This is a genomic window from Caballeronia hypogeia (assembly GCF_001544875.2).
Taxonomy (GTDB): domain Bacteria; phylum Pseudomonadota; class Gammaproteobacteria; order Burkholderiales; family Burkholderiaceae; genus Caballeronia; species Caballeronia hypogeia.
Genome location: NZ_FCOA02000021.1, coordinates 29,597 through 43,501 on the forward strand (window position 1 = coordinate 29,597; position 13,905 = coordinate 43,501).

At 63.8% G+C, this 13,905-nt stretch carries 15 protein-coding genes; 2 read left to right on the forward strand and 13 right to left on the reverse strand.

From position 1 onward, the window contains the following. Window positions 1-9: 9 nt before the first annotated feature. From AWB79_RS25650 to AWB79_RS25685, 8 genes are all read right to left on the reverse strand, one after another. Complete coding sequence (locus AWB79_RS25650; protein ID WP_061170248.1) at window positions 10-1,068, reverse strand: maleylacetate reductase; 1,059 nt, start codon at window positions 1,066-1,068, stop codon at window positions 10-12. Window positions 1,069-1,091: 23 nt separating this feature from the next. Beyond that, entirely contained in the window at window positions 1,092-2,555 is a 1,464-nt protein-coding gene (locus tag AWB79_RS25655; RefSeq protein WP_061170249.1) for an aldehyde dehydrogenase family protein, read from the reverse strand. An 88-nt stretch (window positions 2,556-2,643) separates the two neighbouring features. Then, window positions 2,644-3,639, reverse strand: a complete 996-nt coding sequence (locus AWB79_RS25660; protein WP_061170335.1) for a hypothetical protein — start codon at window positions 3,637-3,639, stop codon at window positions 2,644-2,646. Window positions 3,640-3,674: 35 nt separating this feature from the next. After that, window positions 3,675-4,166, reverse strand: a complete 492-nt coding sequence (locus AWB79_RS25665) for a cupin domain-containing protein (protein WP_061170336.1) — start codon at window positions 4,164-4,166, stop codon at window positions 3,675-3,677. Window positions 4,167-4,303: 137 nt separating this feature from the next. Continuing rightward, entirely contained in the window at window positions 4,304-4,762 is a 459-nt protein-coding gene (locus AWB79_RS25670; RefSeq protein WP_061170250.1) for a nuclear transport factor 2 family protein, read from the reverse strand. Between the two features lie 29 nt (window positions 4,763-4,791). Continuing rightward, window positions 4,792-5,160, reverse strand: coding sequence for a c-type cytochrome (locus AWB79_RS25675; RefSeq protein ID WP_232471012.1), 369 nt, complete (start codon window positions 5,158-5,160; stop codon window positions 4,792-4,794). Between the two features lie 5 nt (window positions 5,161-5,165). Then, entirely contained in the window at window positions 5,166-6,887 is a 1,722-nt protein-coding gene (locus AWB79_RS25680; protein ID WP_061170337.1) for an FAD-dependent oxidoreductase, read from the reverse strand. 25 nt (window positions 6,888-6,912) lie between these two features. Further along, window positions 6,913-7,863 carry a transporter gene (locus tag AWB79_RS25685; RefSeq protein ID WP_232471013.1) on the reverse strand — a complete coding sequence of 317 codons (951 nt, stop codon included), beginning with the start codon at window positions 7,861-7,863 and terminating at the stop codon, window positions 6,913-6,915. A gap of 260 nt (window positions 7,864-8,123) precedes the next feature. Here AWB79_RS25685 and AWB79_RS25690 point away from each other — a divergent pair, with 260 nt between their 5' ends. Then, complete coding sequence (locus AWB79_RS25690; RefSeq protein ID WP_061170338.1) at window positions 8,124-9,005, forward strand: AraC family transcriptional regulator; 882 nt, start codon at window positions 8,124-8,126, stop codon at window positions 9,003-9,005. 20 nt (window positions 9,006-9,025) lie between these two features. Next, complete coding sequence (locus AWB79_RS25695; protein ID WP_061170253.1) at window positions 9,026-9,991, forward strand: LysR family transcriptional regulator; 966 nt, start codon at window positions 9,026-9,028, stop codon at window positions 9,989-9,991. Between the two features lie 9 nt (window positions 9,992-10,000). On the opposite strand, the gene AWB79_RS25700 is transcribed toward AWB79_RS25695, so the two are convergent. From AWB79_RS25700 to AWB79_RS25720, 5 genes are all read right to left on the reverse strand, one after another. Further along, a complete protein-coding gene (locus AWB79_RS25700; RefSeq protein WP_061170254.1) occupies window positions 10,001-10,921 on the reverse strand; it encodes an AEC family transporter in 921 nt (306 codons plus the stop codon). Window positions 10,922-11,040: 119 nt separating this feature from the next. After that, the gene (locus AWB79_RS25705; protein WP_061170255.1) at window positions 11,041-12,093 is read right to left on the reverse strand and encodes a catalase; all 1,053 of its coding nucleotides are present in this window, start codon (window positions 12,091-12,093) and stop codon (window positions 11,041-11,043) included. Between the two features lie 46 nt (window positions 12,094-12,139). After that, window positions 12,140-12,445 carry a c-type cytochrome gene (locus tag AWB79_RS25710; RefSeq protein WP_061170256.1) on the reverse strand — a complete coding sequence of 102 codons (306 nt, stop codon included), beginning with the start codon at window positions 12,443-12,445 and terminating at the stop codon, window positions 12,140-12,142. A 46-nt stretch (window positions 12,446-12,491) separates the two neighbouring features. Then, window positions 12,492-12,896, reverse strand: a complete 405-nt coding sequence (locus AWB79_RS25715) for a hypothetical protein (protein WP_061170339.1) — start codon at window positions 12,894-12,896, stop codon at window positions 12,492-12,494. 409 nt (window positions 12,897-13,305) lie between these two features. Next, window positions 13,306-13,572 carry a hypothetical protein gene (locus tag AWB79_RS25720; RefSeq protein ID WP_232471014.1) on the reverse strand — a complete coding sequence of 89 codons (267 nt, stop codon included), beginning with the start codon at window positions 13,570-13,572 and terminating at the stop codon, window positions 13,306-13,308. Window positions 13,573-13,905: the final 333 nt, after the last annotated feature.

Below are 13,905 nucleotides of genomic sequence, written 5' to 3' on the forward strand. Positions count from 1 at the left end.
TCATCGCTCTCAGTTGGGGCTACGGCCTTCGTATGCGGCTTCGAGCAGCGCACGCAACGGCGCGCGCTCGATCGGACGCGGATTCCAGTACGGGCTTTTCAACGCGACATCCACCGCGATATCGATATCGCTCTCCTTCATGCCGATGTCCTTTAGCGCCGTGGGCGCGCCGTTCTTGCGCGCGAGCTCGAACGCGCCTTGCGCCGCATCGTCGGACCCGAGCGCGCGTGCGATTCGTTGCATCGCTTCAGGCGCGGCCTCGCGGTTATACGCAAGCGCGTGCGGCAAAACGATGGTGTGCGTTTCCGCATGCGGCAGATTGAAGGTGCCGCCGAGCGTGTGACACAGCTTGTGATGCAGCGCCATGCCGACGCTGCCCAGCACCGCGCCGCATAGCCACGCGCCATACAGGCACTCGCTTCTCGCTTCGAGATCGACGGGGCACGCGCTCACTCTTCCGACGCCCTCCGCCAGCGCGCGGATGCCTTCCTCCGCCATCAGGCTCACAACGGGATTCGCGTCCTGCGCATACAAGCCTTCCGCCGCGTGCGCGATCGCGTTGATGCCGCTCGTCACCGACAGCGCGGCGGGCAAGCTGATCGTGAGCTCCGGGTCGTAGATCACGGTCTTCGGCAACACGCGCATGTCGCGGCCCGTCTTCTTCAGGCCCGCTTCGGTGAGGCCGTAGATGGGCGTCATCTCCGAGCCGGCGTAAGTGGTGGGCACGGCGAGTATCGGCAGCGACGATGTCAGCGCGATGGCCTTGCCGAGACCGGTCGTCGATCCGCCACCGATGGCGATCGCGCAATCCGCGCCGATGCGTTCCGCATAGTCGCGCGCCTCGCGTGCGGTTTCGACGGGCACATGCATCACCGCTTTCGCAAACACGCCCGCCGCGCGCAGCCCGATGCGTTCGGCGAGCGCTTCAGCCTGGTCGCGCTGTTGCGGCGTTGCGAGGATGAGTGCGCGTTGCGCGCCCAGAAGATCGATTTCGCGTTCGAGATGTTCGATGCTCCCCGCACCGAACACCACACGCGACGGCATGCCCTGATAGACGAACGATTGCATGGTTTTGTATGCGCTTGACGCGCTCAGCGTGGATAGTAAGGCGGAATGTTGGCGTCGACGTTCACCCACACCGACTTGGCCTGAGTATATTCGCGCATCACTTCGAAGCCCATTTCGCGGCCATAACCGCTCGCGCCGACGCCACCGAACGGCGAGCCCGGACTCACGCGCTTGTAGCAGTTGATCCACACCATGCCGCTCTTCAGTTGCCGCGCGAAGAGATGCGCGCGTTGCAGGTCGCGCGTCCAGAGTCCCGCGCCGAGGCCGTATTCCGTGCCGTTGGCGATCGCGAGTCCTTCCTCATCGCTCTTGAACGTGCTGACCGTGACGAACGGACCGAACACTTCTTCCTGCGCGACGCGATCGGTCGGCTTTGCCTGCACGATGGTCGGCTCGACATAGCAACCCTTCGCGAGCGCGGCGGCATCCGGCGCCTTGCCGCCCGAGAGCACGCGTCCGCCCTGCTCGCGCGCGATATCGACATACGAGAGCACGCGATCGCGATGCATCTGCGACGTGAGCGGCCCCATCTCCGTCGAAGGATCGAGCGGATCGCCGATGCGGATCGAGCGCGCGAGCGACGTGAAGCGCTCCAGCAGATCATCGGCGATGGATTCATGCACGATCAATCGCGATGCCGCGATGCACGCCTGCCCCTGGTTATGGAAGATGCCGAACGCGGAGCCTTGCACGACGGCGTCGAGATTGGCGTCGCTGAACACGACGTTCGCGCCCTTGCCGCCAAGCTCGAGCTGAACCTTCTTCAGATTGCCGCTCGATGCCTGCACGATCTTGCGCCCCACCGCCGTCGATCCGGTGAACGCGACCTTGCCGATCTCCGGATGCTCCGCGATGTATTGCCCGGCCACATGCCCCAGTCCCGGCAGCACGTTCACCACGCCCGGAGGAAAGCCGACCTCCGCCATCAGTTCGGCAATCGCGAGGCTCGATAACGGCGTGAGTTCGGCGGGCTTCATGATGACGCAGTTGCCCGCCGCGAGCGCTGGCGCCATTTTCCAGCTCGTGAACATCAGCGGAAAATTCCACGGCACCACTTGCCCGACGACGCCCACCGGCTCGCGCGTCAGATAGTTCAAAAAGCCCGCTTCGACCGGAATCACCGAGCCTTCGAACTTGTCGGCCATGCCGCCGAAATAGCGGAACGTCGCGGCGGTGCGCGGCACGTCGAGATTGCGCGTGTCGCGAACCGGATGACCCGTGTCCATCGATTCGAGGCGCGCGAGCCGGTCGGCGTTCGCTTCGATCGCATCTGCGAGCTTGAGCAGCAGGCGTCCGCGATCCGCGGCCGCCATCGCGCTCCAGGCGGGAAATGCCTTTTTCGCGGCCGCCACCGCGCGGTCGATATCCTCGCGGCCGGCCATCGAGACTTGCGCAATCTCGCTGTTGTCGTGCGGATTCAGGGTCGCGAGCGTTTCGCCGGACAGGGCGGGCACGAAGCGGCCGTCGATGAAGAGTTGCGTTTGCATGTCTTGCTCGTGTCGAAGATTGAAGACGAAGCCCTCCCCGCGACGCCTGTGTGCAAGGCGCCGTCGTGAAGCGGCACAACGTGAAGGTTTAGAACGCGACCGGATACGGCGGCAGCTCACCGCTTTCGTAGCGCTTCGGCAAATCGGGCGTGGCGTTCTCCCAGACGAGCAGCATCGAGCGCTTCTGCGAGTAGCCCTTGTGGCGAATGTCGGCGGGCATCGCGGCGATATCGCCGGCGTTCATCGTGATGCGCGCGCGCGGCTCGCCGGTGTCCTTGTCGGCCACGTCCCAGATGATCTGATCCGACAGTTGCAGGAACCATTCGACGCGATCGTTGCCATGAAAAACCGGCAGCACGAATTCTTCAGTGGTCGGGCAGAAGAGGCTTTGCTTGCACACGGACGTCACCGACGGATTCCACGTCACGTCCGAGCGCGACAGATATTTGAAGAGGCTGAACGCGTGCAACTGGCCTTCGAATCCAGGCTCCGCGTGAATCTCGGGTTCGTCCTGCGATACATCCGCGAACTGGCGATTCACCGGCAAGTCGTCGCGCAGCGGCGAGTCGCCTTCGAGGCCCGGCATGCGCTTCGTCGCGATGCGAATGCGGTCGATCGCCGCGATGTTGTCGCCGTGCTTCGCGCCGAATGCCGAGCCGGTTTCCTCGGGCGCCGCGAACGGATCGAAGCCTTCGTTGACCCAGTCCTTCAGGATCGCCTTGAAGGTCGCCATGATGACCGGCGTTTCGAACTGCTGCGTGTAATCGACGCCGGCATCGCGGAAGCTCGCGTTATAGGCGCCCGCATACATGTCGACCTTGCCGTAATGATTGCGCGTGCCGATCACTTCGTCGAAATTGACCCAGCCGTAGAAGAAGCCCCACGCGACGTCGCGCATCATCGCGCGCAGGAAGTCGTCGGCGTGCATCTGATGCGAGCGCGTCTGGCCTTGCGCCGGCCACTTGACGGTGACGAAGTACGCGTCGCGGCTGAATTCGAAATCGCCGAGCTTGAAGGTGCGATAGCCGGTGGTCGCGTCGGGGTCGGTGGCAACGACGCTTTGCAGGAATGCGGCCTGATCCATGATGGTGTGCTCCGTAGTCTGGAAGTAGGTGATGTTCAGTGGATGCAGATATCGGCCCATTTCTCGACTGACGCCGCACCGGCGATCGTCTGCACGAGCAGCACGCCAGTCTTGCGCGCTTCGAAGCGGTACGCCGCGCCTGCCGGAAGCAATGCCTGATGACCACGACGCAGACGCACGAAGCCCATCTTCTGACCCGACGGCTCGCCTTCGAGGATCACCGTGCCTTCCGTCTGTTCGCCGACGAGCGGGCCATCGGAGGGCTTGATGAAGTGCACGTCGATTTCGCCGTCGAGCGCGACCACGAATTCATCGTGCGAGGCGCTGAACCACGACGACACGCCTTCCGCGCGAAGCGTCTCGATCACGTACTTGAGGTTCTTGCCGACCACTACTTTTTCATACGGCGCCGAATGGCTCGCCACTTCGAACACGTTGGACATCACATAGTGTTCAGCACGTCCCTTGATGATTTCAATGCTGCCTTTGCGATAGTTCTCGAGGCTGCCGAGTTGAGTCTGTTGCATGTCTGTCTCCATGTCTGCGTTCACGTTCGCGGTGTCGCGTCGGAATCAAGATTAGGGCTGCGAGGGTCGCGTGGCAATGAATCGAGGTTCGCGTTTTCCGAACGTCGCGTGCTCGATCGCGACCCTAGGGAAAGTACTTAGTTTTGCGCGTGTTTTTGCGCGTTTTCTTTCGCCAGCCACGGATAGCGTTGCGTGTCCGCGCCTTCGTAGTCGGGGTCGAGATAGATGAAACAGCGCTGGATCTTGAAGTCGCGAATTTCGAAGACATCGGTCCAGCGGCCCGCATGCGTGACGCCCGCGCGCCACTCCACACCGCGCTTCGTCGCGCCGTAGCTCGTGCCTTCGACGACCACGGTGTCGCCCTGCTGGATCACGTTGAGATACGCGAGATCGTGCTTGAACTTCGCGACGATCGAGCCCAGGTCCGCGAAGAGTTTCTCGAAGGCCGCGCGGCCTGTCGCGATGCCCCACTTCGGGAAATAGACTTCGGCGTGGTCGTCGAACAGATCGAAGAAGGATTCGCCGCGGTCGAGTCTGCGCAGATATTCGAGCGCGATGATCTTGCGCTGTTCGTCGGTCATCGTGATGGGGTTCATGTTGGTCTCCTGAGGTTCAGCCGTTCAATTCAATGCAGTGTGCGCAGATAGGCGATGATCTTCTGACGTCTCGCTTCATCGCCTTCGAAATAGGTCATCGCGTTGCCGGGCGCGACGGATTGCGTGTCGGTGAGCCACGCATCGAGAAGCTTTTCGTCCCATACCTTGCCCGTCGCGGCCGCCTTCATGCCCGCCGAGTACTTGAAGCCCGACTCGGATGCCAGTGGCCTGCCGATGATCCCGAAGAGGTTCGGCCCCTGCCCGTTCGGCTCGCCTTTGCCGAAGGTGTGGCACACCGCGCAGTTGTTGGTCGTGAGCTTCTTCCCGAGTTCGACGGGATCCTGTTGGGCGTGCGCCGCGCCGGTCACGAAAGCAAGCATTGCGACCAACTTTGTCATGCGAATCATGCTTGACCTCCATTGGCGGATCGCGCCGCGCGATAAGCAAACGCGATGATCGGCCCGAGCGTGCCGCCGCCCGCCCAGTAGGCCCGCGCGGATGCCGACGCCACGCAATTGCCCACGCCGTACAGACCCTTGATCGGCGTGCCACGCGTGTCGAGCACTTGTCCGTGTGAGTTCGTTTTCGGACCGCCCTTGGTATCGAGATTGCCGGCGACGATCAGCGCCGCGTAATACGGTCCCTTCGCCGCAAACGGATACATCGTCTCGTTCTTCTGATCCGCTTTCTTGCTTACCGGCCCGTTGAACAGTTTCTCGACGATGCGCTCGCCACGATGAAAGTCCTGATCGACGCCCGTCTTCGCGAAGCCGTTGAAGCGCTTGATGGTCGCGTCGAGATTGCGCGTGAAGTCATCGGAGAGATTGGCGCTGCCGAGCGCGCTCTGGTACTTCGTCATGCGTTCGCGGATCGCGCTCGCCAGTTCCGCGAGCGTATTGCCGCGAAGCACATGCCGGTCGTTCGATCCCTTCGGCACGATGAGACTGCCGTAGTCATCGCTCGCGCAATGGTCCTGCGCCTGCTGATCCCAGATGGAGATGAGCGTGAGATTCGGATACTCGCCCTTCGCGCCGTCCCATTGCGAGAAGGTCGCGCAGACCTCGTTGTACGCGAGCTTTTCGTTGACCACGCGCTTGCCGTACTTGTTCACGTAGATCATGGAGTCGCCCGTCGGCGTGAAGATGCCGGAGAGCGAGCCATCCTTCGCAATGGCCTTGTCGAGCGAGATGGGCGCCATCCACGAGTAGTTCATGTTGCGCAACTGCACGTCCAGCGCGCTGGAAATGCGCACGAAATCGCCTTCGTTCGTGGGCGCGGCGCAGCCGCCGTAGACCGCGCCGTGCAGGAAGTTCTTGCGCAACTCGGGGTCGTGCGTGAAACCGCCCGTCGCGAACATCACCGCTTTCTTCGCCCGCACGCGATACAGCGTGCCCTCTTCCGTCAGCGCTTCTACGCCGATCACCGCGCCCGCTTCATCGACCAGCACCTTCTGCACGCGATAGCCCGTCTTGATGTCGATGCCGTCGCGTCGCGCCGCCGCGCTCATGGTGCGGATCGCGACGCGCCCGCCATCGGACATGCTCGGCAAGCCCTCTTTCGGAAACAGCACGCGGCCGCGCGGCGCCTTGTCTTCGGGAAGCTCGGCCCAATAGTCCGGCACCGCCGCCTCATGCCGGTACACCAGCGCGCCCTTGCTCGCGAGCAGTTCGGCGGCAGGCGAGGCGCTGTCGTAGATCGCCTCGCACATCTCGTACTCCCAGTCGGAGAGGCCGAGCTTCGGCAAGCTCGGGTCGTATTGCTCGGGCCGCGACAGACGCGCGACGTAGCGCATGTAGTCCGCTTTCGGATCGGCGATGCCGGCGCGACGCATCGGTTCGTTGTTCGGCACCCAGTACCAGAACGCGGCCTTGGCCGCCGTGCCGCCGACGCTGCCGGCCTTCTCCAGAATCGCGACGCGATTGCCGAGCCAGCGCGAGAACAGCGCGCATGGCAATCCGCCGCCGCCACCGCCGCACACGACGATGTCGTACTCCGCGTCGAACTTGATATCGCTCGCGGCGCGCGCCGTCAGCGACACCGCGCCGAATGCGGCTGCCGCCGTGCCCGCGCCCGCTGCCTTGATGAAGTTGCGCCGCGAAGCGGTAGGTTGAATCGTCTCGCTCATGTTCGTCTCCATTAATTCGAAATGCTTACCAGTAATGCCAGGCCTGCACGAGAATGCCGTTCGTGAGCGCGGTGTTGCGTCCCGAAAGCGAGTGCTGGTACTGGATGGAAAGCTGGTCGTACATCTTCTGGTGCAGGAACGGCAGGCTGTTCGGCTTGAACTGGAACAGCACGCCGAGTCCCACGGTCGTTTCGCGGCTCGCGCTGTTGGCGACCGGGATCGATGCGGTCTGATTGAACGTGCCGCCGCTCGTCTGGTAATCGAGCCCGACGAACGGAATCGCGAAAGGGCTGTCCGGCGGCGAGATGCTGTAGCCGACGCGCAGATTCAGATGGAAGGTGTTGCCGGGACTGAGATCGTCCTGGCCCGAGCGCAGCGTGCGCCCGCGCAGGATGCCGCCCATGAGCAAGTCGACATTCACGTGCCCGTACCAGTCGTCGTAGAACACGGACGGCCAGAACGACCACGTGTTCGTCGATACTTCGTTTTGCCCGATCGGCACCTGCACGTAGGCCTGGAATCCGAGCGTCGTCGCGGGCGCGGGGTTGTACCAGACGAGCCCGCCCACGAGCGGATCGCCGATTCCGCTCGCCGAGTATTGCGATCCCTGCGTGCGGATAGCGGGCAGCGTGATGCTCGCATTGAAGCCGACATGCGGCAGCGACGGGACTTTCCAGTAGTGAATGAACGTCGACAGTCCGACGAAGGTGTTCGTGCCCGGCCCCGCCACCTGATTGCCGTGCGCGTCGAAGGCGCGGTTGTCGTGATTCCATTCGAGGTTCTGGCCGAACGAATCGTAGGTGCCTTCGAAGTCGGAGCTGAACTGCCAGGTTTGCGGGCGGTCCGTCGCGAAAGGCATGCCGGAAGCGAGCGCATCGGCTGCGGGGTTCATCGAGCAGAGCGCGCCCAGCATGGCGAGCGCGCGGACGTTGCGTCGAGGTCGTCGTATCTTCTGGTTGGGGTGTCGCAGGTTCATCGTCGTCTCCGGTTATTCGTGTCGTGGGACGAACGTTAAGGAGACGCGGCGCGCGGGTCTTTCAGGTTTCGCGGATTACAGATTCCGGGCGATTCGGCCCACGGATGACACGCAGGTTCGGGTAAACACCGGTGAGCGAATCACGCACACAGCGTTCGCAAACCGCGACCCATCGCGCGCACGAGACGCATCTATACTCGCGTGAACAGCGGCGCCTGCCCGAGCCGCGAAGACAAGCACAGCAAACGGAGACGATGAACATGAGCGCCCTCGCCGCGCCCAGTGCGCCCGCAATGCCGACCGTGCCCGGCGCGGCCATTCGCATCGATCGCTTCAGCGCGGTCGCCGGTGCTCCGGGACTCGAATACTGCATCTCGGGCCCGAAGCCCTATTCGCTCGAACTGAGCAATTCATCGGACATGATCTGCCTGCTGCTCGGCACGATCGTCTCCGATACGCGCTACGACGACGGCCCCGCCGCACCCTTCACGTTTCGCGCCGAGACGGCCGCGTATCATCCGCGCGGCGAGCGCATTCGCATCGATGCGCACGACGTGCGGCACGGCTTCATCGCGTTTCGTTACGCGGAAGCTTTCGTGGACCGCATTGCCGCGCACGGCACGGAGCCGGTGCGGCGCGCGGGCAGCCGCAGCAACCTGGGCGCGGATTCGATCCGGCATCTGGTGCGCTATGCGCGCCAGAAGGCGCCCGGGCGGCAGGGCCGCGTCGATCCGTGGGAAATGCAGTGCGTCGCCACGCTCGCGTGGATAGAAACGACGCGGCATCTCGGGCGTCCCGCGCGCGAGCGCAAATCCACACTCACCGACGCCGGATTCGCGCGGCTCGAAGCCTATGTGGCGGATAACATCGAGCAGAGTCTTTCCTGCGCCGATATCGCCGCCGAACTGAATCTTCCCGTGCGCGCCGTCTTCGATGGCGTGAAGGCGCGCACCGGTCATTCGCTCTATCGCTTCGTGCTGGAAAAGCGCATCGGTGTCGCCGCGCAGATGTTGCGCTCGGGCGATGCGCCGCTCGTCGAGGTCGCCGCCGCGTGCGGATTCTCGTCGCAGCAACACATGACCGCGCTCTTTTCCGGGCGGCTCGGCGTGACGCCGCTGCGCTATCGCAACGGCGCCGCGTAGCGCAGGAAACAGGAGACAGCATGGACCTCTTCATGTCGATGGAGGCGTTCGTCCGCGCAGCCGAAGCGCAGAGTTTCGCGAGCGCGGCGCGACAGCTCGGCGTGGCCAAGTCGGTGGTCACTTCGCGCGTGAAGCAACTGGAGGAACATTTTGGCGTGGCGCTGTTTCATCGCTCAACGCGCGCGGTGCGTCTTTCGGAGGTCGGCGAGTCTTACTATCGCGATTGCCTCCTGCTCGTCTCCAAGGTGCACGAACTGACGGGGCGCGAGAGCGCGGAAACGCAATCGCTCAGCGGCACGCTCAATGTTCACGTCCTGCCCGGCTTCGCGCTCGGGCACTTCTCGCAGGCGCTGATCGCGTTTCGCGAGGCGCATCCGCGCATCGAGTTCGTCGTCACGGTGAACGATCGGGTGATCGATCCCGTGCAGGAAGGCTTCGATCTCGCGCTGCAGATCTATCCGCCCGCCTCGAACCTGCTCGTGGAGCGCAAGCTCTTTCCGGTGCGCGGCGTGCTGTGCGCGACGCCCGCGTATCTCAAGGACGAGCCCGCCATCGAGACGCCGCTCGATTTGCTGCGCCATGATTTCGCGCGTTACGCCCACTATCCGTGGGGCGACAACTGGCCGCTCATGAAGGGCAACGAGTGCTACGAGATCGCGCTCAGTCCTGTGCTCAAGACCAACAGCGTGCATCTGCTGCTCGAATTCGCGCGCGCGGGCGCGGGCGTCGTCTATCTGCCGACGATGGTCGCCGCGAGCGATCTGCTCGAACGCCGTCTCGTGCGCGTGCTGCCCGAATACGCCGCGCCGCCGCTGTGGCTGTCGGCGGTGTATCCCACCTCGCATCGCTCGACGACCAAGGTGAAGGCGTTCGTCGACTTCCTGCGCGAGCGTTATCTGAGCGAGCCGCAATGGGACAAGGCGCTCGGTATTTCGCCGCCCGACGACGAAGAGCGCAACGTCGACGAAGAACTCGGCGACGTGTGAGCGCGAGCGCTACAGAATGTAGAGCCACGCGAGCAAGGTGACGATGGAAAAGAGCGTGGTCATCGAGATGACCGCGCCCACCGTGGTCTTTTCGATGTCGTATTCGACGGCGAGCACATAGGCGCTTTTCGCCGTCGGCACGGCTGCGCACACGACCGCCGCGATGGTCGCGGTGCGGTTCAGCCCGGTTGCGAGACAGAGCGCGTACACGACCAGAGGCATGATCGCGAGCTTGAGCGCCATCAGCAACGCGTAGAGATTCAGCCGTCCGCGCAGTTCGTCGAGCGTGAGATCGAGTCCGATCGCGAACAGCGCGCAGGGTGTCAGCGCCTCGCCGAGAATGTGCAAAAACGAGGCGACGGGTTGCGGCAGCGTCATGCCGACGAGCGACCACAGCAAGCCGCAGATCGTCGCGAGTATCACCGGGTTGGTGCCGATCTGCCTGATCAGCGCGGCCGTGTCGATCTTGCGCTCGCCGTCGTATCGGCCGATTTCGAGCAACACCACCAGCACCGGAAACATGATCGCGCCGACGAACACGGTCGCGACCGCCGCCGAAAGCACGCCGGGCTGGCCGTACAGCGTCTTGAGGATCGGCAGCGCGACGAAGCCGGTGTTGGTCATCGAGACGGCGGCGGCGAGCATCGCGCTGCTGGCGAGGCTCGCGCCGCGCACGGTCCGCCCGAAAAACAGCACGGCCGCGAAGCACAGCAGCGAGCCGCCGCCGAACGCCGCGAGAAAGCGCCACTCCAGCAGCGAGTGGAGCGATTCCTCGGCAATGGTCAGAAAAACGAGCGCGGGCATCGCGACGTAGTATGCGAAGCGCATCAGCGACGGCGCCAGCGCGTGCGGCATGTAGCCGGAGACGCGCGCCGCCCATCCGGTGAGGATGATCGCAAAGATCGGAAGGATCATGCCGGCGAGATGCATGCAAAGCCCCGATATCGATGGCGCGCGCAGACCCGCAGGCCCGTCGCCGAATGCGCATCATTATCGGAGAAAAGCGGCGCGCGACGCGCGGAATTGCGCAGTCGCGCGTGGCTCGATGCTCAGCGCGTCAGCAGCAGCGCGCGCGCCTGGTCGCTCGACAAGAGACCGCGGCCCCTGCGGTTCGCGGCGCTCGCCGCATAGACCTCCCGGCGCGCGTGCGTGATGCCGAGCGGCATGAATCCGTTGGCCGGATTAAAGGCCATCATGTCGATGTTCGCCTCGTCCTCGCGCGAAGGCTGCGCTGCGATTTCCAGCTCGCCGATCTGAATGACCGGCGACTTCCACGCGACCGACGCGTCGTTCACCGGCGTCGTGGCTTCATCCACGAAAAGCTGCACGCCGAGCCACCAGCCAACCGGACCTTGTTCCAGACGATTGAACAAGTCGGCGCGCAGATAGTTTTCGCCCTCGCCCGTGGCCTGCGTGCCCGAGGGCGTCGAATCGAAATGATGCAGCGAGTATTTGATCGCCGCCGGGCCGAGCTGCACGACCGAGCCCCAGAAATCCTCCAGGGTCACGCTCGCGACCGGATGCAGGCCCACCTGTTTGACGAGAATCGCGACACTGTCCACGCCTTCGCCGAGATGGAGCTCGCCGGTCCGCAGTTCGTGCAAGGTCTGCTTGAGACCGCCGGTGACACCGTCGGCCAGTTTCGCGACGATGATGTCGGATACGGCCATGAACTGTTTCGCGTCGCGCGCATGCGAGCGTCCGCCTTCGTTGGTCATCAGCAGATCGGTTTCGACGCCGTCGCCGGTGAAGAACTTGATCGCGATGCCGCGTACATCGGATTCGGTATCGGCCTGCGGACACGGCTGACCGTTCGAAATCCTGCACGCGACGCGATACAGGATCGGATCGGCCGACGCATCGCGCTTCGCGAAGGGTCCGAATTTCAGGCAATCGGGAATTTCGTCTGTAATGCGAAGTGTTCCGAAAGCACCGAGCACCTGTTTCTGATGCTGTGCGCGATCGACCTGCCCGCCGAGACTCGTGTGCCGGCTGCTGGCGAGCTTCGCCTGCTGCTCGCCGATCTTCGTGACCAGTCTCGTGATGGTGGTCGCGTCGTCCGGTTTGTCTATCCAACCTGTTCCGTCATTGCCTGCGCTCATGATCGACCTCCGTTGCGCGCCATGAAGGAAATCCTGCAATTCAAGTCTAGTCGCGTTCCTGAAGATGCCAAGCGCTCGTTGACGAAGCGCTCACTGGCCATGCGGCGCCACGCCGGCTGCGATGCTGGCGTCGGCGCGGCCGGCGAAATAACGGTAGATCGCGTCGATGCGATCGGCGATCAGCGATCAGCGGCGCGCCGTGATAGGCGGGCATGCCCATCGGCGGATTGCCGTCGAGCACGGCGACGAGTAAGCGCTCGCGGGGCTGCGTGCGCGCAAAGCCGACGATCGACGGCGCCGCCAGTCCTTCGTGATCCCTGCCGTGACAACGGGCGCAATCGGCGATGCGCACCGCGCGCCAGCGATCTCCGTATCGCGATCACGACGCGCGCCCGCACTCAGTGCTTGCGATCGGAAAGACGACCGACGAACTTCCATCCCTGATCGCGCATCCACACATAGGTGAAGCCCGTGGGACCGTCGATGAACACGGTCATCGGCCGTTCGGCGCCCGACGTCGCCTTTTGCGGCTCAACCGACGCGGGCGTGATGCGCGCTTCGGTCGGCTTGAGGCTCGCGTCGCGGTCTTCGAGTCGCCAGCCGTCTTCATCGGCGTAAGTCAGGCGCGAGGTGCCGCCCGCCGGCGTTTGCAGCGTGAGCGTGAGCGGCCCGCCGTCGACGGCGATCGGGCGGGCGTCGGCATTGTCCACGGCAGTCGCGGCGGCGCTGAGCGCGCACGTCGCGCCGAACGCGAGGATGGTGAGCGCGAGGAGCATCGCGCGCTTCTTTTGATGGGCTTTCATTTCGAGTACCTCCTTCCAGGCCGCGTGGAGGCGGCCGTCCATGTGTGCTGACACGTCAGGCGCAGCGGCGCCCGCGTGGTCATGTCAGAGAGAGAGCGTTGCCTCGACGAATGTGAGGCCAAAGAGATCCGCGGGCGCTGGCTTTGATGTTGTCGTTGGCCTGTTCGTCGCGGACAAGAGCTTGTCGTGTGGATCACCGCCACGCGTGGCCGTATAAAGGCCGTCTTGTGATGGGCTTCACTATGGAGCGAACGGTCGTTGGAAAAAACCACGCATTCGCGGGGAGGACGCCCCGCCAAAGGAGGACTGCGCGATGGACGGCGCGCTTATATGGAGGTCGTCGAATCTGGGAGACAAGTGACCGAAGGCGTCCTCGCCGCCTTCGTCACTAAGCCTACGACAGCGTGCTTCACTGGCCTTGATAGATGTTGCAGCTGAGTCCCGGCGTGCAAAGCTGAGACGTGCCGGTCCACGCATCGCGCGAGGCGCCGCTCGCCTTGGTCGTCGGCATCGCGCCACCGTAGCTGGTGGTGTCGGCATTCGGCGTCGCGACGCCCTGCGCGCCTTGCTGGGTTGGATCGGCCTGTGCCGGGGCCATCTTCATGTCCTGCGCCTGAACGGAGGCGCTCATCGCGAGAACGGCGGACGTCACCGCCAATACAAGAGTTGCTCTCATCGCCATTACCTCTCTGATCGAGTCATCAATTGAGGATTGCAAGCTTTCCATCCGCTTGCACATACGCGTTTGCAGCGACCTGGTTGCCGGCGCGAGAGCGCCTTCCGGGCTTCTGACTAATGCAAGGTCGAGAAATGCGGGGTCGATCTGCTCGGACAGCCGATTGTCCGCACAGGGGCCTTTCGGCTCCGAAAGCGCGTGGCTCGTGGCACGCACTCTCACCGTATACCGCCCGCGCGAAAAGTAAATTCCCGATCGACGAGCGTCTTTGCCGGCGCGTGTCGCCGCGATATTGCGAACGATCTTGCTTAAGCAGGCTATGACTTCTTCACG